The sequence below is a fragment of the uncultured Virgibacillus sp. genome (assembly GCF_947495635.1).
GTDB lineage: Bacteria > Bacillota > Bacilli > Bacillales > Amphibacillaceae > Virgibacillus > Virgibacillus salarius.
Genome location: NZ_CANMAB010000078.1, coordinates 1 through 19,350, shown reverse-complemented (window position 1 = coordinate 19,350; position 19,350 = coordinate 1). Strand labels below are relative to the sequence as shown.

The following is a 19,350-nucleotide window of genomic DNA, read 5'->3' as shown; positions in this document are numbered from 1 at the left end:
AAACATTTCAAAATAACTACTTGGCTTAACGCAGTCATTGCACTGATTTTATACTTTCTTAACTTAGAACAAAAGCGGAAGCTCCCGATAGAAATGTAGCAACTGGAGCGCATCAACGGAGATAAAGGAATCAAGGAGTGCTTGCGAGTCGATGATGACTTATCGTAGGAATTCGTGAAGTCGCCTCGTTTCTGGGCGCGACTCAAAGCGCCCATATTTATCAACATGTAATTTTCTAAACTATAAAAAAACTCTCCTTCAGATAAAGGGGAGTCTCACTTTGTTCTGTATATCCGCATCCCCGGCAAATAAGCCAGAGACTGCTTGCATTTTAAGCTAAAGATACTACCTTATGGTAACATCCATATATTCATCATGATTCAGCTATTTTTGCACCAAATGGACTTGGGTTTAGTGACAGTGGTTTTATTCCTGCTTTTTCCCACATCTCCATTAGTTGCTGCGCTTGTTCTTGTGAGGGCATAAAAGCAATTCCACAATCGCCCCCCCCTGCGCCGGAAGGTTTACCAGCACCTCCACAAGCTTCTGCCAAGTCACATAGTTTAGAAAGAAGAGGTGTTTCAATAGCTATTTTTGCATGTTGTCCAACCGTGGCCAACGCGTGTCGATTTTGCTTAACACCATCGAACAGGGATTCTACATTATTCTGCTTCATTCCGGTTAAAATCTTCGAAACCGCCTTTTCACTTTCCGAGAGAAAATGGTTAAATTGTGTCAAATTATCCGATTTCAATTGTAAAATCTTATCGACAAGTTTCGGTGTGGATGCAGGGCTACCTGTCCAACCAATACACATATAGACATTTTTCGGCAATTGAACCGGCTCTAACGAAAAATATATCCAGTCACATTGCAAAAGTTCAGTTAGAGATTTAGCATCTTTATGAGCTTTTCTTAACCATTCTGCTTGAAAAGAGGAATATTCAAGAAAACCTCCATATGAAGATGCCGCTACATCAGCACCCGATCCATTTCCTTGTGTAATAACATGTGAGATCGATGCAAGTTTGAATATTAGTTCAGCAGTAGGGTCAAATGGGAGGAATTGTTTTAAAATAGCAGCAATAACTGAGGTTACTACAGCAGCACTAGAGCCTAGCCCATATTTTACACCAGATTCATCATCTAGCTCACTATTGATAGTTAGTTGAAAAGGTGCTGGTGAAATTTGTTTTTCATTCAAATAAGTGATGGCAATTGTCATAGCTTCTTCTACAAAACGGGTTCGCGGATCATCAGAGGCAATGACAGCTTTCCCATCGCTATATTTCCATGATAGATTCGTTAATTGAAAATCCATTAAACTAATCTTGTTAGTATCCTTTAGCTGGATTGTCGTAAATACATAACGATCAACAGCCATTACAACCAAATGGTTATTTGGTTGTAATACGGCAAACTCTCCAGCCATCATTAATTTTCCTGGTACTTTTATAGTCATTGATGTTTGTGACAAATCGTTCAACCCCTACAAATAGGTTACTCCTTGACCCGGTTTACTTAATCGTATATCTGATACACCAGGTAAATTTATAAGTGTCTGTTCGACATTTTTTTCATGCTCAGGTAAATAGAGAACTTTAACATTTGGTCCTGCATCAATTGTAAAATAAGCTGGAATACCTTGAGCACGCATTTCTTGAATTGTTTGCATGACGGCTAGTGTAGTATCATGCCAGTAAGTAAATGGCGGATTAGCACCTAAAGTTGTTGCATGCATTTTCAAGCAATTCGCTTCAGCAATTTCCCCGACTTTTTGAAAATCACGATCTTGAATGCCATGTTTAATCTGTGTTAAATCATTTGGGATACTATCAATCCACCCTTGGAAAAATGGCGACGTCTCTACCGTCCGCTTCATACCTGTACGACTTGACACCTTTTTCTTGGTAGATGATAACACTACCGCGGCGACTCGGATATCCCAATGGTCAGCTGGTGCGATCGGTACAGCATATGAATCTGAACCGTCTTCTTTCGTTCCCATTTCCCATTCCGCAAAGCCTCCATATATAGAACGACAAGCAGATCCAGAGCCCTGACGTGTTAATTGAGAAAGCTCTTGATTGGTTAAATTCAATCCAATTGCTTTCGTACCAGCAGCAGCCAATGCAGCAAAACCAGATGCTGATGAAGCAAAGCCTGCCGCAGTCGGAACATCGTTTACCGATTCAACATCTGCATAAATGTGCTTCCCTGCCATTTTTCTTATCAGTTCAAGAAATGCTGTAACACGATTATACTGATCACCCGCTATCAGTTGGTTATCTAATTTAAATCGATCTTCAGAAAGAGAATCATCAAACGCTACGGTTGTTGTTGTATAAAAGCCGTCTAAGGTAAGTGATAGGCTATTATTTGTTGGTAGTATAATGGATTCATTTCGCTTTCCCCAGTATTTAATTAAGGCAATATTTGTATGTGCCTTAGCAGTTGCTTTCATGCATGAGTCTCCTTCTATGCTATTATTTGTCCTTATTTCCTTTTAGAACAAATGGCCAAACAGCATGAGCGCCAAATTTTCTTAATTTATCAGCGAGCTGTCTGGAGTGTACCTCATTTTGGGCAAGAGCAATAATGCAACCTCCATTACCGCCACCTGTTAGTTTCGCACCTAATGCTCCTTCTTTTCGGGCAAAATTAATTAAGCGGTTTAAGCCAGCATCACTTACTCCTAACGCCTCTAGTTCTTTTTGAGCTTCATTTAACATATGTCCCAAAATATGTTTACCCTTTTTTTCCAACGCTTGCTTTGCATGATGTGTTAATTTACCAATGCGCTCCAATTTACGATGAATTTTCTTTGGAGCCATCTTTACTAGATGAGCAACGGATTCAACAGCCAAACGAGTATCGCCGATCCGTCCGGAATCCGCGACTACAAAATGAAAATCATCACTTAGTTCTATAAAGTCAATAGGATGCTCTTTTTCATACCAAACAGGGGATTGGGATGTAATTGTCAACGTGTCAATACCACTTGGAGCACCGTGTGCAAAGGTTTCTGCTATATTAGCCAATCGTAATAAATCCTCATCCGTATAGTCCTCATTAAAATAAGCAAATAATGAACGGACTACCGAAATAGCCACTGAAGCACTTGACCCAAGTCCTTTTCCAGGTGGAATAGAGGATTTAATGCGAATTAACAAGTCCTGACAAGGCATATTTAAATACTCTAAGGTTCCTTGAATACATTGCACAATACCATGTAATGATTCTGGTGCCAACGTAAGTGGACCATGGTAGAAAGTAGTATCAATTTTCACTGTACCTGGTACTTGTTCCACAACGGACTCTACACCTACTAATGGAAACGGAATAGCAATGGCAGGTTGTCCGTGTACAACTGCATGCTCTCCGATTAAAATTAGTTTACTATGAGCTATTCCAATAGCTGTTTTTTCTGTTGTTGTTGCCTTTTCTGCACTCATTTTGTATATTCTTCCACCAATTCTTTAGCTTTTCCGACACGGATTTCCTTCATTTCTACTAATTTCTCAGATACGATATCGATCAACTCCCCAGTAGCTCCTGCTGCAATAGCAACAGAACGAGAATGTAAAGCCATATGGCCTTTTTGTATACCATCTGTAACTAATGCTTTTAGCGCACCTAGATTCTGTGCCAAACCAACGGCTACTATTACCTGTGCTAGTTCTTGGGCAGATTCAACATTTAAGATATTATGGGCAATTTTTGCAATAGGATGAACACGAATAGATCCTCCTACCGTTCCTACTGACATTGGCAATTCTAAGTCACCGACAAGGTTTCCAGACTTATCAACCGACCACGTTGTCATTGAACCATATTGGCCATTCCGAGACGCATAAGCATGAGCACCAGCTTCGACAGCCCGCCAATCATTTCCGGTTGCAATTACAATTGGATCGATACCGTTCATAATTCCTTTATTATGCGTTACTGCTCGGTAGGGATCAGAAGCAGCAAACTCATAAGCGCTTACTATACCATCTCTTACTACCTCACCAGAAAAATCACCAGTTCTTAAAAGCTCAGGAGGAATAACACACTTTGCGCGTGCTAAGCATTTATCCGCAAAATTAGACAAAATACGCAAATAAACTTTGCCCTGTGTTAATTCTTCAACCATCGGAGCTAACGATTCAACCATGGTATTTATAATATTCGCTCCCATTGCATCACATGTATTAATATATAAATGCAATATAAGCATTTGCTGATAAGCTGAGTTGGATTCTTCATTTAGTATGCGTACTTCAAGGTCTTCTGCACCACCGCCTCTTGCCACAATACTTGGGTAAGCAGCATTAGCATTTTCAATTAGTACATCTTTCTTTGCTACCAATTTATCTTTAGCTTGTTGCAAATCTGGGCATCCAACAACCTGAATTTGTCCGATCATGACTCTATCTGTTGCTTCAGTTGTAAAACCTCCTGCTTCTCTCACTACTTTCCCAATATGGCTAGCAGAAGCAACAACAGAAGGTTCTTCAATCGCCATTGGTACTACATATTCTTTCCCATTAATTAAGAAATTCAATCCTAATCCTAACGGAAGGGGAAAAGTACCAATTACGTTTTCAATCATCTTATCAGCTGTATCAGGGGATAACGCTTCCTTCTCAGCTAAGGTATTTATATCTTGATCTGTCAACCCATGCATGTCTCTCAGCAAATCTCTGCGTTCTTCCACCGACTTCTTATAAAAACCAGGAATTCTGGAGGTCTCCATTGCCTATCATCCTTTTAATTGTTGTATATAGAAATTCGTACGGAATAAATTATTATCAGGCATTATCTATAGTAAAATTATATCACGATTGTACCATTTTTCATTAGAAAATGTTGTCTCCCTTTAAGGACATTCACTCAAGAAAACATGATATCATAATACCATGCTATGTATAAAAAAATAACTGTTACTATTATGTAAAAAATCACTCTAAAATGCAAATAAACAAGGCTGCTACATTCCATAACGACCTTGTTTATCCCACCTTTTATATGACGTTTCTATACTATTAATATAAATGAGCCATGGAGGATTCGAACCTCCGACCCTCTGATTAAAAGTCAGATGCTCTACCGACTGAGCTAATGGCTCGTGTTGAAAATAATAATTTATACGTTAAGCTTTAGCTTGACAAAAAATGGTGCTCGTCGTGTTGAATGACAACTCGCTGATGCCACACTCCTCGCAGGCCTGCATCTAGTAGTTAATTCGCTGATGCTTGCGGCCAGCTAATGGCTCGTGTTGAAAAATTCATTCATCAAAAAAATAGGGCTCTTCCCAAAAAAAGACCCATAAATAAAAAAATGGCTGGGCTACCAGGATTCGAACCTGGGGTACACGGGATCAAAACCCGATGCCTTACCGCTTGGCTATAGCCCAACAATAAAAATGGTGGAGGGGGGCAGATTCGAACTGCCGAACCCTGAGGGAGCGGATTTACAGTCCGCCGCGTTTAGCCACTTCGCTACCCCTCCATATTGTTAACTATATATTATAATTTATTCATGGTTTGTAAAAAATGGTGCCGGCCAGAGGACTTGAACCCCCAACCTACTGATTACAAGTCAGTTGCTCTACCAGTTGAGCTAGGCCGGCTTTATGGTGGAGGATGCAGGGCTCGAACCTGCGACCCCTTGCTTGTAAGGCAAGTGCTCTCCCAGCTGAGCTAATCCTCCAAAACCACTCGTATATTAAAATAATATTGGTGACCCGTACGGGATTCGAACCCGTGTTACCGCCGTGAAAGGGCGGTGTCTTAACCACTTGACCAACGGGCCAAACATTTATTTGGCATATGTTACAACGAATTTTGTTAAACTCTGTCGTAAACCAACGAATTTTATTATACCCAGATATGAATGGTTTGTAAAGGGGGAATTTAATTTTTTTTATTTTTTCGTTTCAACCCCTACAAGATCAAAGGTTTGATGCAATTTATTACGAAGTGTCCTATGATACAATAGATAAGACTTTCTTTCAATTTATGGGATAGGTTATAATGTACAAAAGAATTATTATGGAGGTACTTTGATGACGAATTTATTAGAAGGAAAAAACATTGTTATCATGGGTGTTGCAAGTGAACGAAGCATCGCATGGGGAATAACATCATCCTTACATAAAGCAGGAGCAAATCTAATATTTACATATAGACAAGATCGTTCTTACAAGAAATTGACAAAGCTTCTTGATAAGCATGATATTACAGCTAAGTTGATTGTATCCTGTGATGTAGCTAATGACGAGAGTATTACTGAAGCTTTTTCTACCATAAAAGAAAAGATTGGAACCATTCATGGAATCGTTCATTCAGTAGCCTTTGCTAACAGAGAGGAATTACAAGGTGAGTATGCAGACACATCACGAGATGGCTTTTTACTAGCTCAGGAAATTAGTGCTTATTCCTTAGTAGCTGTAACAAAAGCCGCAAAGGACCTAATGACAGAGGGTGGAAGTATTGTTACACAAACTTATCTTGGTGCAGAAAGGGTTATTCCAAACTATAATGTTATGGGTGTTGCCAAGGCCTCTCTAGAAGCAAGCGTGCGATATTTAGCTGAAGATATGGGTAAATATGGTGTTCGAGTTAATGCAGTATCTGCCGGACCAATTCGTACACTATCAGCCAAAGGAGTGTCTGGTTTCAACGAAAAATTAGGGATGATCGAAGAAAAAGCTCCTCTTCGAAAAAATGTGGATCAGGATCAAGTTGGAGATGCTACACTATTCTTTATGAGTGAACTTTCCCGAGGTATTACCGGAGAAGTTCTTCATGTTGATTCTGGATACCATATTATTGGCGGTTAGTAGTGGGACGTGCATTCGTGTACGTCCTTTGTTTATGTCAAAAGAAAAATTATTAACAATCACCCTATAGACATGGTCATTTACCTTCTAAACGAACACCGATGGCTAGGCTACTATATCAAACTTATTCCTACCTGTTAGCTTGAATTACTTCTATAGCCACCCTATCACGTTCCATACTTTCGTTAATTCATCATAACGCTATGTCATTTGTATTCTTTCTCGCAAGCTTCTCATAATTTTAGTTGTAAGCAATATAGGCATTTGTCACACTTTCCATACCTTTTCATAAGATATGATGTGAATAACTTTAAATATATGGAGTTGAGAAAAGCTTATGGTAACTTCTTACATGGATTACACGAAGCCTGACGTGGAATATTTCTCGGATTTAAATACGAATCGATTATTTACAAGGAATTCCGAGAATTATATTAACCGGTTAGGAAGAGATGTATTAAATACATTAAGTAATGTATCGATACTTGATATCTATTTAAGCAAGGGTCATGTTGTTGAGCCACATTATCATCAAAACGCAGCAGAATTGGTGTATTGTATTAGTGGTTCAGCTGTCGTTTCCTTTATGAACCCTTTCAATAACGAAGTTAAAAATATACCAATCACACCAGGCCAAGTTGCAAATATACCTCAGGGATGGTGGCATTGGGAAGAAGCGTCAGAGAACAACACACATTTACTAGCCATTTTTGACGCGCCATATCCTGAATATATCTTAGGGTCAGATATCTTGACAAAAACTCCTGTAGACGTTATAGCTCATACGTATTGCTTAGATCCAGAAGCATGGAAAGAGGCCGTTGCACCGATAAAAAACGAAACCATTATTATTGGACCAACGGATGAATGTAGTCGCAAATCAAAAAATAACAACCAAGGTTATACTTCAGTTCATTATCCAAACATGCCGCTACCACACCCTTATAATCCGATGCAATATGTATACAGCCATCCCCACCCTGGCTATTATCCTGGCTACAATTGTTAAGGAAACTTCCAACTCTATTCAAAAAATAACAAAGAAAGCCTTACCATTAGACAAGTACTATGAATTCTTCTTCCTCTTAATTTAATTATAGTAGATTTTCTTAAACATAAATATTTTAAAAAGGTATTAATGGAAAAATTAGTACGAACTGAGGATTGTTTTTAAGTTAATAGTAATTTTAATTATACTATGTGAATTGGTATATTTTGGCTTAGATATCGGGAGCTCATAAGCATCATATTGGTTTCCAATTTCCATATTAACTTTTTGAACATAAATATGTAGCTAGTAATGTGCATAAAAGGAAAACTGGGTTCGATCATAAGCACCTTGACAGACTAACAGAGGCGCCCAACCCTATATAGAGTGAAACTTCAATCAGTGAGGGTTTTACTGTCAGTTATATGCGGGATAAAATTTCTATGGTGGAGGTTTAAAGCAATTAAGCAAAAAATAAAACTGCTAGAGAAATACTTGAAGGTTTTGATCTTTATTTTGAATAAGCAAAAGTTAAAGATCCTCCCTCACAGTGAGGTGAACCCCAAAGGTTAATCTTTTTTATCTAGTAACCTTTGGGGATTCAACACCCTTAGCGGATTTTTTATTTCGTATAATACCTTACATAGGTTGGATTTGCAGTAATATACAATCCGCTCTTAATTTGATACATATAACCTCCATCTACTGGGAACTTGTCCCTAATGACAGTAAAGACTTCCCCTTGATTTACTATAACTGCCTTATCATTCCAATTTGCCGTATTATAAGTCCATAATGAATCAACAACTACTTCAATATATCCTTGCCCATCATTTACATCTTTAAGGGTAAGACCTAATGCACTTGCTAAACCTTCTGCATGACCACGAGCAATTTTATTTAGGAAAGCATCCGACTTCAATGCTGCTGCATCTGCAGCATTGTCAATAAAACCATTCTCCGTAAGCACAGCTGGCATAGCAGATTCTCTTACCATGTGGAAGTTTGCTTCCTTCTTTCCACGATCCCTAAACTCTGTTTCATTCACAATGGCATTATGCACAATAGCACGTAATCGATTCGTTTCAGCCTTGCCTGAATAGCTACCATTGTAAGTGTAGGATTCGAATCCGGTACCTCCACCTGCATTAATATGAACAGAAACGAGATAATCTGCCCCCCAGCTATTAGCCATATTCGTACGTTGTGATAAGGATAATGTTTGATCCGTTGTCCGCGAAAGCATAACCGAATGTCCTTCATAATCACTGTTTAAAATATCACGTAGCTTTAAAGCAATGGCCAACGTAACATCCTTCTCCTGTAATCCATTTCCAGTTGCTCCTGGATCACTACCACCATGTCCTGCATCAATAAAAATTTTTGTCATAAAAAATTCCTCCTTCATTATTTTTATATTAAAAAAGCGACTTGCCCGTTTGGACTAGCCGCTTGACTATCTTGTCAGATTAGATTGCTGTAATACTTTCCTTTGTTCATTACCTTTTGACGTAATATAGTTATTTTTAAACCAAGCCCATGTACTTGCTGTAGCAGTAAATATAATAGAGATTGCTTCGCCCCACGTCTCCATTGTTCCAGGTATAGGGTTTAGATTAGCAATTATCAAAAATTGATTAAGCAACGCCAATGCCAATACTAGCGTACGAATGATCGTGCCTTTGTCCATTTACTCACCTCCACTAAAACTGCTGAATAATTAGAACTGCAAGTGTTAACAAACCAAAAAGCCATCCACTCCATAAGCGGACAGCTTCTGATACTGATTCTTTTCCTTCTGATTCGGCTTCCATTCTATCTACTTTTTCTTTGATTACTCCAAGTTCTTCTCGTAAGCCATTATACTTTCTAATAATTTTCCTTGTTTCTTGCATTTCAGAACGCAAGTCTTTAAAATCTCCCTGGATAGAACTTATTTGTTCAAATAATTCTTTATTTGTATACCATTGTTCAGACATGTCCGCCTCCCCACATCTATGACGTTACATAAATCTATAGCCTACCTACTATCTAAATTCCCCTGATTCGCTTTCCTATTTGAAATTGTCATAATGAGTCATTTTTATCAACCGCTTTATTTAACTCCTCACGTAATTTATTGGCTTCTTCTTGCTGACTTGTAACAATTGCTTCTAAATATGCTTTTTCTTGAGTAAGAGTTGATATCTGATTGGTTAATGAATTAACTACATATTGTAGGTTGATATCTTTATTATGTTCCATTTATAATGCTCCTTCTAATTTCTTTTCAATGTTATCGATTCTCTGCATCTGATACTTGAGTGCACCGGCCACTGTAAAAATAGCGCTTCCCAATAAAACGCCATCTTGCGTCTCATTCATTAACTCCTCTGGCCCGTCTTCAGCAATTATACCTGTGTGTACCTTAATGCCGGTCTTCTTATCCCCAATCTTTCTATTAAATCTTTTTATCTCAATTTTATTAAAAACCCGTTGTAATTCTTCTAAATCGATAGTGTGGATATTTTCTTTTGAATCTCTTGATGAGATCTCATTAAAATTATTTGCGTGTACATTGTGTCCATAAATTCTCCACCACCTAAAAGATGGTGAACCTATATACCCTACATTATCACGTGGTATTCTAAAATAAGGTTCTCTTGCAGTTCCTCCTGTATTTAGAACACTTGAAAACTGAAAAAAATCTGCGGGGTTAGTTACACCATAAGCAACGAACCTATGCTGTTGTCCATAATATAATTGGTTGGAATCTGAGTAAATAGATGTTGATACCCCATTTTGATCACTACCGATAATAAAATGATTATTAACATTCATTCCAACCCCAGCACTTACACTTCCACTTCCACCAAAGAATCTAATTGTAGCAGGATTGGATTGACCTTTCCCCCCTATATTTTGTACCCCTATATGAATCCGGATGTTGCCATTGTTATCAACCGTTTCAAAGCCATTATCATTTATCTCTATAGCTTGCGTACCATTTTTCACACGGACTAATACTTTATTAGCGTCTAATATTCCAGCATTAATTTTATCTGCATTTATATTCGCTATTTTGGCATTTGTAATGGAAGCATTAGCTATTTTGGCTCCATCTATATTGGCATTTCCTGCAATAAGATTATTAGTTATTACACCATCTTTAATATAGACTTTTCCGTCATTGACAACTAAATCTCCGTTAATTGCAATACGTTCAGCATTAATTCTAATTTCTTCGGGTGACTGATTGATACTTGAGACAACCCCATTCTTTTCAACACGTTGCAGAATTTCATCCGCATGTTGAATGATTTCAGACTCAGCATGGGTAACTCGAATATTCATGTCACTCATATCAGCTTCATACGTTGTAGCTTTTACCCTTTGCGCTATCTCATTAGCTTGCTGTTCAATGGTTGACCTGTTATCCTCTATACTTATATTATGTTCATCAACTTCTCGCTCTAAAGTTGACACACTTAAAGAAATTTGCTCTGCAGTTTCTTCGATTGAACTTATTTTCTCGTTATATTCATTTTCACTAACTGCTTCTATATCGGCTGCATTAGTTGGCGCAAGCGCATACCACTCTTCTAATGTTTCATTCCATTTATATAAAAGCTTTGGCTCTTCACTCGTATTTAACCAATACGTATAATCATTAACATTTGGTGGTTCATCACCCTCATAAATGCTATAATTAATAAATTCAGGTACAATATCTTCTAAGTCTGGTAAAGCTAATTGTACAGTGGATGCACTAACTTGCTCTGAATAATCACTTGGCGTACCATGTGTATTAACTGCCCGTACTCGAAAATACCATTTTTCATCGGTGTCTGTAGCAAAGTTAAAAGCCCCTACTTTACCTCGAAAGACAAGATTGGTTGGATCTGGCACAAATCCATTTATCTGACTTGCATAAACTTCATATGCAGCTATGATGTACGTAGATTCAAATGTCCACGATAGTGCAATTTTCTTAAATAAACCATCAGCTACAACATTTAACGGAACCGGTGGTTCTACATCTGGAAATTTTTGATCTGTAATTGGTCCACCACCTGCATCCCAATTCCCGCTATCTTCTTTCACCTTATCTATTACCCAATTAATTTCAGTGTTATCAGGATTTAAGTCTAGTATGTTGCCTAAAACAATACTTCCATTATTTGGATTCCCAATATCATACTTCCATGACATAATACGTGCCTCAATGAGTATCATTGGCTTAACATTTTTATCTCGTGCTATCCCTGAATCTCCTAAAAAGACTTGTTCATGCTCGTAACTTGAAATCTGATAAAAGGTAATAATATCCATCTCATACTGTACTTGGGTCTCCTTTTCAGCCTGTAGCGCTCTCCATGTCTTTTCAAGCAATATTTGGGAATCTGTTTCATCATTATCTTCAAATATCCCGAATCGGTGCATCATTTTTCCAGTTTTTAAATTTGGAATGCCGTGCTTATTCAATGCTTCAGCATCTCCTACCCACTCTTGTCCTAACTTCTTATCTACAGGATCACCATTATCCTTTGACCATACTACATCACGAAACGAAACTTGTTTTGATTCATTTCCCTCTTCAGTTTGTATAGAACCACCTTTTCCAAACAAGGCAGTTTTAGGATAATATAAGACAGTCCTCGTAATATTTTTTATATCTTTATCAATTTCAAATCGTTTACCTGAATCAGAGCCCTTACGGTATACAATATCAATATATCTGCCTATAAGTTTATTATCTTCTATTTCTATTCGATCAACAATTTCACCACCCCAAATTCCTATCAAATTTCCTAGGCTCTCATAGGCATTATGATAATGAAAATTAATGGAATTATCCCCTAAATCTACTACATTTCCAGCTATCCAACGAGAGTTCTTTAAAATAAACTCTAGTGCATCAACTGCTGGCTTTTTTTGTATTTTTCCTTCTTTCACAATTACATCGGTTAATTCTTGGATTCCTGGCAAACACTCAATTGTCTTCTCTGTAGATTCTCCGTCCTTATCATCAACCTCTCGAATTGTAAACAGCCTAAAATTTCCTTTTAAATCTCTGAATGCAATTTGATTGCCACCCATTAAATAACTTGCATCTTCATCAGACATAGGAAAAGTAATAGTAAAAGAGACGGGCTTCTCGACCGTCTCCTCCAACAAAGCTTCTATATAGTTATTGGTGATTGCTAATAAATTATCATACCTATCAAAAATAAATAATTTTTCTTTCATTATTACAACCACCTTTCCCTATATTTAACCTCTAATTGCATTGCAGGTACTGTTTGTATTTCATTAAGACCTGGGGTTAACGGGAAAAAATCTGCATCGGTCAAATCGACTGATGTCATTTGTAATTCATCATTTATAAATACTTTCCGTTTATCAAAATCCACTTTAACAGTATCATTTTTCTTAAAAGGATAATGCAGTTTTAACGCTGCATTGCCTACACTTAATTTAATATATGGTATTTCCTTTTGGGTTACAGCAGTAATAATAGGGTAAGCTTCTACTGAACCTTGTACATTAACTTCATACTTTTGTGCGATCTCAATCCATCGCATTATGCCTCACCCTCTGTTGATACGGTTTCTAATGCAGTTAAACGTTCTTCGATATTAGCTAACTGTGTTTGCATGGTTTCAATCGTTATTTTGTTTTCTTCCACTACTGAACTTATGGTATTAAAATTTGTTTGAAGGCTTGAAATAGAATCATTCATGGCTTCCAAATCCATTTTATTTTTCGTTACATCTCCTTGTAAAGCTAAATTATCCTCTTGAAGTTGCTTTATCGCTGAATCTATCTTATCTGCATTTTGTGCAAAGTTAGCAATAGAAGTGCCAATTTCATCTGTAATTTCTGGCTTTACTAATTTCAAAGTCGGTGTACTAATTGCCAATAAAATCACCCCAAATCTGATTCTTATATACATCCCAAGTAAAGTTTCTTAAAGAAATAGTTTGGTGTTTTTTCCCATATTTAAATGGATCAGAACACAAAAATGTGATTGTAGATACCAAACTATTTGTTGATTCTTCAGGTACATCACTTTCTAACAAAGTTGCATAAAACGATACATCCTCGTCGGTAAAAGTTAGTTCCTTTCTAGATCCTTTTAGCATATCGTTTAATAGATTATATCTCCTCCTAAACCCTTCCTTTGATTGATCTGAAATTTTATATTTTACTTTGATTTCTCGGACATCCCATGTTAATCCTTTCGATTCCATAACACCATGAACACCAGGAAGTTCCGTTGTATGAATACGCTGCTTTAAATTACTTCTTCCCGAAACAGTTAACGTTACAAAACTACCATTTTCATCTGTTAATAATTTATCTAAATTGTTTTCATTAAAGATAGTTTGTATTGCTAAGGAGTTATTTTCGGTACGGCTTACTGCCTGCGTATCTACAAATCTCATAAAGCACCTCCTACCAATTTTGCTTACGAGTTAAGTTATCTTTCCTATTTTGAACCTTCGTTATATCTTCTACAAAAGCAGTAAATTGTTGTCCACCAATAGCTACATTCACAAATGCTGGCTGTTTAGTTACACTCCATTCATTCGTCAAATGATTTTGCATTCTTCTATTAGCTGCTTGATTTAAGCTATTTACCTGACCTGCAATGTTTGGCATTGCAAATTCAGGATTAAAGGAATCCTGTACTCTGTCCGATATAGCGATTGCCGAATTCACGACTTTCTTCGACATCTGATCTATCCCCATAGCAAACCCGGCCATCGTATCATCACCAATACCTTTAAATAAACGGGATGGTGATTTAATTCCTAAATAGCTTAGGACACCGTTTACCGCACTTTTAGCTGCATCAAGAGCAGCTTTGGCTACTCCAGCTGCTTTTTCCTTTATTCCATTAATTAATCCCATTATAAGATCCTTACCTGCTGAGACCATTCTTCCAGCAAATTCAATAACCTTTCCTGGCATTTTAGCAATTTGGTTTCCCACTTCTGTTACTGATTGCATTAACTTTGTCCTAATAGTGTTAAATACTTCTTGGAATTTTGATCTTACCGCTGAAACAATTTCCTGTGCTTTCGTCCAGGCACTCGTAACCATTATGGTAAATCCTCTTACAACAGCGTCCTTAGCATTTGTAAATAATGTTGTGATTGTATCCTTTACCTGTGTAAATTTACTTTTAATAAACTGCCAAATTTCTTGTGCTTTTGTTACAACAAATGTCTTCATAATTTCCCAAACATTGTAAAAAGTAGTTTTTATCGTTTCCCAAGCCCCAGACCAATCACCTGTTATTACTTGCATAACCGCTCTAATAACGCCTAAGATAATCTCTAAGGCAATAGTGATCACTGTCTTTATATAATCCCAAACAGTGGTAATGATAAGTGAGATTGTTTCCCATGCAACGGTAAGAAATGGCAATAGAAATTTCATCACTGAAGTAATTACAGTACGAATAGCTGACCAAACAGAGTTAAATATCTGCATAATCAAGGCTTGATTTTCCATCCACCAAGTGGTTAGCATTCCCCATAAACTCATCACAAAATTCACTATCTCTTGCACAACTGGCATAATAAATGATTTTATCGACTCCCAAACACCTATTACAATATCTCTAAATGTTTCACTTGTATTCCATAGATAGATAAAAGCTGTCACCAATAGTGCAACTAATGTAATAATTAATACAAATGGATTATTTAATAACATCGTAAAGAGTTGTGTAATGATTGGTTGTATTCCCTGAAGCAATGGCATAAATCCTAATACAGCAGAAGACAACGTGTTTAGAATACTAGCTGTCCCACCTAGAACTCCCAAAAATGGGTCAAGAACAGATTGAACCTGTGCTATCCCCTCTGACATACCTGGTATAAATCCAAGTGATTCTTCCATCTCAGATAATTTGTTTACTACAGGATCAAATGATTCTTGCAACTCGGTAAAGGATCCACCTACGTCCTGAATATCATTCATACTATTCATAAAATTATTCATTGCTCCACTAGCATTTTGCATAGATTGCTCAAATCCAGATGTATTGGCGTCTAAAAAAGCATTAATTTCATAGGATTCTGTCATGTGACACCTCCTCTCCAGCATTAATTCGTTTTGCTACTTTTGCCATACGTTTCATTCTATTATTTAAGCGCATTTTCGGTTTATTCACTTCCTTCAAATATTTTTCATAATCGAAGAAGTCTTTAAATCGCTTATAAATAGGAACCTGTTTTTTACCTTGTTCTCTTGTTAACGTCACTTGATGGTTCAACCAAGCCTGCTTATGCATGTTATACTCTTTATCTATTTGCTGTAGTCGAAATGCGTGTAGTCTTAAGGAATACTCTCTTAAAGTTAGTGTCTCAATTTCAAAAAGACTTTTAAAACCAAAGTGGCGAAAACAATTTATAATAATATCCTCATATGTTTGTTCCGAATCTACTATTTGTTCACTTTTGCTGTCTTCTGAAAATGTTTGATTGTGTCCTTCATGACCGGTGACTTCCCCAATTCATCTTTCAATGACAGAAAAAGGTCATGTAATCCGTCATTCTCCTGCGCATAATTTTCAATAGCTATTTCTATCTGCTGATTCGTTGGTGGTGTAGCTAAATATGAAGTAGCTGCCTTCATTACAGAATGTATGACCACTGGATTAAACTGTTGTAGATTCATAAATGCCATATTTACGCCCATACCAAATTTCATTCCTTGGTAATCCACCTCATATTCCTTATCTAGTTCTCGAATAAATTTAATTCCAAATTTTAAATCATACTTTTTTTCATTAATTACAAATTCCATTATTTTACCACCTTCCATTACAATTAGAATCAAATAATTTATGGATTCATCCAATAATTAAATCGGATGAACCCATAAAACTACCTCGGTATATTAATCATTCACCATTTGTTGGAGCAGTCGTATCCTGGAAAGCGTACTGTACTGCAGCTTGCTGCTCATCTGTCAACGTAGCTTCGCCAAATTGTGGCTCCATTTCTACTGTAAAGTTACTAGATATTGTAGCATTTTCTTCAGCATTTGCCGGGTCTTCCCAAGAGTCTAAATAACCTTGAGCATAGATAGCTGGATACTTATTATCTGGTGTTTTTAATTCCTCATCTACTGTTACTTCCCATAGTTCAAGCTTTTGTCCTTTAATAACAGATTGGCGAAGCATATCACCTACTGGATCACCCATTGCCTGAATTGCTTCAATGCTAACTTCTGACTCTAATTCTCCGACATTAATTAAGGAACCATCCTTTGTTATAATCCTTTCTAACTCACGAGAGTAGCTAAACGTATGTTCTGTTTGAAATACTAACTTTGCTGCTTCTTCACTTTGATTTTCTAGCAAACGAAATAATAATATTTTGTTTTTTCCTTCTTGCATTTTAATTTGATTATCTGCCATTTTGTTCCCTCCGAATTCAAATAAAATAGTAAGTACTTCCTCTCCTACTTCCTTAATGCAACTACAAACCACTATTCATCTTCTCTTGAATTTCACCTCCTTTTTCTTCACTACCATTTCAATAAAAAAAAGCCCTAAACACGCATTGGCGCATTCACGACTTTTTAATATCTATCGATAGCTAAGAAATGTTTAGTTTTACGTCATTTCGGACATGCATCTGTGAGAAATCGTTGTTGATTTATCTTGCTTGACTCTAGTCTACATCAAGCTATTCTAACTTGTCATTTACTGAGAAGAGTGTGTAAACTGTGAAATTTTGTCTACAATTGATTCTTTAATGTTATAAATATGCCTTCTTGAAAGTCCCATATGCTGACTTATAGCACTTATTGTCATCCCATCAAGCATGCATTCTAAAACCGTAGCCTCTCTAGGGTCTTTGATAGCTGGCAATCTTTCTTGAATAAATAACACTTTCTTCTCTAGTTTAACAATCCAAGAACTCTTCTTATCCCGCCTTATTACTTCCTGTGCTACTGGATCGCTTACGGTTCCCTGTGCTTTTGGGAGTGATGATTCTATCCCTGAAGGAGCTACCAACCTTGTACCAATATCCTCATTTAAAAGCTTACGTTGTCGATTTATTTCTTTAATCATCCAATGATAATCTTTTAACGTACTCTCGATTTGTTCCTTGTTCATGGAAGCCCGCCCCCTTTTCAAATAAAAGCTGCGCATAATTACTTCTTGATATTGGTGATAGTGGACCGGTTCGCTTATCTCGCCTATATTCATTGACTACCCATTTAACACAATTGTTGTTCCTTACACTCCTATTTTTGTTTGAACACATGTTACTTCCTCCCAGCCATTCATTTTTAATTAATAGAACATGTGTTCTTATCATACATTGCTATATTAGAAATGTCAAAAAAAGTATTTCTGTTTAAGAAATGAATTGTTTCTTTTTTGGAAATTATGATATGATTTAGTTGCTGATATAGAAAGTGGTGTTTACGTTGAATATAGGAAAAAGAATTATTGAGTTAAGGGAAAGTAGAAATTGGAGTCAACGCGAACTTGCCAAACGTGTTCATTTAAATGTGAGTGTTATGAACAGAATTGAACTAGGAGATAGACCGATCAAAGATCATGAATTGGATCGGTTGGCAACTGTATTATCTAGTACAACAGATTATTTACTAGGGCGATCTGATGATCCTAGGCTTTCGGAAGAAGAAGCGTTTGCAGCCTTTCGTAATGACCCATCTTTAGAGAGATGGTATAAAGAATTACCAAAAAATAAAGAAGAAGACCTCCGTAGACTTAAAAGAATCTGGGAGGCCTTTAAAGAAGAGGATCAGACATGATTTTTTAGTTCATCATATTTTAATTGAGTATGAGCATTATTAATTGGTAAGCTTTAGTTACATGGTCACTAAATATACCCTTTTCTGATTCCACATATACATGAAATATACTAGGTGTACAACATTGTGCACCATCTATTTTACACCAAAAACGAACATACATTCTATTAAGGGGGCTACTATGTATTTATATTCAAGGACAGAAGACTACATCCAACATTTATTAGCAAAAATTAACATAAAGATCCCTACTGAGCTAAGAATCGAGAATATATCTAACTCCTTAAAAATACCCGTATACTTTTGGGAATTTAGCAGCGAAACTGTGTACAAGAATGGTAAATGCATTATTTTTTTAAATGCCACTAATAACGAACAAGTTCAATGGCAGGAATTTGCCCATGAAATAGCACATAACCTATGGCATGCTGGTCGTCAGGAATATTTACCTCAAGCCTTCATTGAACTGCAAGAGTGGCAAGCAAATTATTTTAGCTACCACTTATGTGTACCTACGTTCATGCTACAACGCATTCCTAAGGCATCCCCATATCAAATTATGCACCTATTCAATGTAGAATACGAGTTTGCATGCAAGCGATTAGAGATGTATAAAAATAAATTTATATAAAAATTGCAAAAAAGACTGAGCAAAATTCGCTCAATCCTTATCACTACATGCTCAGATTTACGCTTCCTCTAGTAGCTATTATGGAATAATAGCTACTGCTTGCTTGACCAC

Annotated in this window: 21 protein-coding genes and 6 tRNA genes; 4 read left to right on the top strand and 23 right to left on the bottom strand. The window is 36.8% G+C overall.

The window, feature by feature from the left end:
- Positions 1-373 precede the first annotated feature (373 nt).
- From Q1A47_RS15230 to Q1A47_RS15185, 10 genes are all read right to left on the bottom strand, one after another.
- Positions 374-1,477: a phosphomevalonate kinase gene (locus tag Q1A47_RS15230; protein ID WP_026681908.1), complete on the bottom strand. Its 1,104-nt coding sequence runs from the start codon at positions 1,475-1,477 to the stop codon at positions 374-376.
- A 12-nt stretch (positions 1,478-1,489) separates the two neighbouring features.
- Positions 1,490-2,464 carry a diphosphomevalonate decarboxylase gene (gene mvaD, locus Q1A47_RS15225; protein ID WP_026681907.1) on the bottom strand — a complete coding sequence of 325 codons (975 nt, stop codon included), beginning with the start codon at positions 2,462-2,464 and terminating at the stop codon, positions 1,490-1,492.
- Between the two features lie 22 nt (positions 2,465-2,486).
- Positions 2,487-3,455 carry a mevalonate kinase gene (gene mvk, locus Q1A47_RS15220; RefSeq protein WP_121604328.1) on the bottom strand — a complete coding sequence of 323 codons (969 nt, stop codon included), beginning with the start codon at positions 3,453-3,455 and terminating at the stop codon, positions 2,487-2,489.
- Complete coding sequence (locus Q1A47_RS15215; protein WP_166530870.1) at positions 3,452-4,741, bottom strand: hydroxymethylglutaryl-CoA reductase, degradative; 1,290 nt, start codon at positions 4,739-4,741, stop codon at positions 3,452-3,454. Before Q1A47_RS15215 ends, mvk begins: the two co-directional genes overlap by 4 nt.
- A gap of 299 nt (positions 4,742-5,040) precedes the next feature.
- Positions 5,041-5,113: transfer RNA gene (locus tag Q1A47_RS15210), tRNA-Lys, on the bottom strand.
- 213 nt (positions 5,114-5,326) lie between these two features.
- Positions 5,327-5,401: transfer RNA gene (locus Q1A47_RS15205), tRNA-Gln, on the bottom strand.
- A gap of 10 nt (positions 5,402-5,411) precedes the next feature.
- Positions 5,412-5,496, bottom strand: a tRNA-Tyr gene (locus Q1A47_RS15200).
- A 45-nt stretch (positions 5,497-5,541) separates the two neighbouring features.
- Positions 5,542-5,617: transfer RNA gene (locus Q1A47_RS15195), tRNA-Thr, on the bottom strand.
- Positions 5,618-5,621: 4 nt separating this feature from the next.
- A tRNA-Val gene (locus tag Q1A47_RS15190) sits at positions 5,622-5,697 on the bottom strand.
- A 27-nt stretch (positions 5,698-5,724) separates the two neighbouring features.
- Positions 5,725-5,799 (bottom strand) — tRNA-Glu (locus tag Q1A47_RS15185).
- A gap of 253 nt (positions 5,800-6,052) precedes the next feature.
- Between Q1A47_RS15185 and fabI the strand changes: the two genes are divergently transcribed.
- Together fabI and Q1A47_RS15175 are read left to right on the top strand one after the other, a co-directional pair.
- Positions 6,053-6,829 (top strand): enoyl-ACP reductase FabI, encoded by a 777-nt coding sequence (fabI, locus tag Q1A47_RS15180; protein WP_026681904.1) that lies wholly within the window; start codon positions 6,053-6,055, stop codon positions 6,827-6,829.
- A gap of 337 nt (positions 6,830-7,166) precedes the next feature.
- On the top strand, positions 7,167-7,838 hold the full coding sequence (locus Q1A47_RS15175; protein WP_026681903.1) for a cupin domain-containing protein: 672 nt from the start codon (positions 7,167-7,169) through the stop codon (positions 7,836-7,838).
- Between the two features lie 601 nt (positions 7,839-8,439).
- Here the strand turns inward: Q1A47_RS15175 and Q1A47_RS15170 are convergent.
- From Q1A47_RS15170 to Q1A47_RS15110, 13 genes are all read right to left on the bottom strand, one after another.
- Positions 8,440-9,207, bottom strand: a complete 768-nt coding sequence (locus Q1A47_RS15170) for an N-acetylmuramoyl-L-alanine amidase (protein WP_026681902.1) — start codon at positions 9,205-9,207, stop codon at positions 8,440-8,442.
- 66 nt (positions 9,208-9,273) lie between these two features.
- Entirely contained in the window at positions 9,274-9,507 is a 234-nt protein-coding gene (locus tag Q1A47_RS15165; RefSeq protein ID WP_026681901.1) for a phage holin, read from the bottom strand.
- 13 nt (positions 9,508-9,520) lie between these two features.
- The gene (locus tag Q1A47_RS15160) at positions 9,521-9,796 is read right to left on the bottom strand and encodes a hypothetical protein (protein ID WP_166530871.1); all 276 of its coding nucleotides are present in this window, start codon (positions 9,794-9,796) and stop codon (positions 9,521-9,523) included.
- Positions 9,797-9,884: 88 nt separating this feature from the next.
- Positions 9,885-10,061 (bottom strand): hypothetical protein, encoded by a 177-nt coding sequence (locus Q1A47_RS15155; RefSeq protein ID WP_166530872.1) that lies wholly within the window; start codon positions 10,059-10,061, stop codon positions 9,885-9,887.
- The gene (locus Q1A47_RS15150; RefSeq protein ID WP_166530873.1) at positions 10,062-13,046 is read right to left on the bottom strand and encodes a phage tail spike protein; all 2,985 of its coding nucleotides are present in this window, start codon (positions 13,044-13,046) and stop codon (positions 10,062-10,064) included.
- 2 nt (positions 13,047-13,048) lie between these two features.
- The gene (locus Q1A47_RS15145; protein ID WP_166530874.1) at positions 13,049-13,381 is read right to left on the bottom strand and encodes a phage distal tail protein; all 333 of its coding nucleotides are present in this window, start codon (positions 13,379-13,381) and stop codon (positions 13,049-13,051) included.
- Positions 13,381-13,719: a hypothetical protein gene (locus Q1A47_RS15140; RefSeq protein ID WP_166530875.1), complete on the bottom strand. Its 339-nt coding sequence runs from the start codon at positions 13,717-13,719 to the stop codon at positions 13,381-13,383. Before Q1A47_RS15140 ends, Q1A47_RS15145 begins: the two co-directional genes overlap by 1 nt.
- Complete coding sequence (locus Q1A47_RS15135) at positions 13,709-14,245, bottom strand: distal tail protein Dit (protein WP_166530876.1); 537 nt, start codon at positions 14,243-14,245, stop codon at positions 13,709-13,711. Before Q1A47_RS15135 ends, Q1A47_RS15140 begins: the two co-directional genes overlap by 11 nt.
- Before the next feature lie 10 nt (positions 14,246-14,255).
- A complete protein-coding gene (locus tag Q1A47_RS15130; RefSeq protein ID WP_166530877.1) occupies positions 14,256-15,896 on the bottom strand; it encodes a hypothetical protein in 1,641 nt (546 codons plus the stop codon).
- A complete protein-coding gene (locus tag Q1A47_RS15125; protein ID WP_166530878.1) occupies positions 15,880-16,104 on the bottom strand; it encodes a hypothetical protein in 225 nt (74 codons plus the stop codon). The genes Q1A47_RS15130 and Q1A47_RS15125 overlap by 17 nt, the downstream gene beginning before the upstream one ends.
- A gap of 152 nt (positions 16,105-16,256) precedes the next feature.
- Entirely contained in the window at positions 16,257-16,619 is a 363-nt protein-coding gene (locus tag Q1A47_RS15120) for a tail assembly chaperone (protein WP_166530879.1), read from the bottom strand.
- Between the two features lie 97 nt (positions 16,620-16,716).
- On the bottom strand, positions 16,717-17,235 hold the full coding sequence (locus Q1A47_RS15115) for a phage major tail protein, TP901-1 family (protein ID WP_166530880.1): 519 nt from the start codon (positions 17,233-17,235) through the stop codon (positions 16,717-16,719).
- Positions 17,236-17,523: 288 nt separating this feature from the next.
- Positions 17,524-17,940: a helix-turn-helix domain-containing protein gene (locus Q1A47_RS15110; protein ID WP_026681894.1), complete on the bottom strand. Its 417-nt coding sequence runs from the start codon at positions 17,938-17,940 to the stop codon at positions 17,524-17,526.
- A gap of 317 nt (positions 17,941-18,257) precedes the next feature.
- On the opposite strand from Q1A47_RS15110, the gene Q1A47_RS15105 reads away from it, so the two are divergent.
- Positions 18,258-18,608: a helix-turn-helix domain-containing protein gene (locus tag Q1A47_RS15105; protein WP_026681893.1), complete on the top strand. Its 351-nt coding sequence runs from the start codon at positions 18,258-18,260 to the stop codon at positions 18,606-18,608.
- 181 nt (positions 18,609-18,789) lie between these two features.
- A complete protein-coding gene (locus tag Q1A47_RS15100; protein ID WP_034679274.1) occupies positions 18,790-19,239 on the top strand; it encodes an ImmA/IrrE family metallo-endopeptidase in 450 nt (149 codons plus the stop codon).
- Positions 19,240-19,350 lie beyond the last annotated feature (111 nt).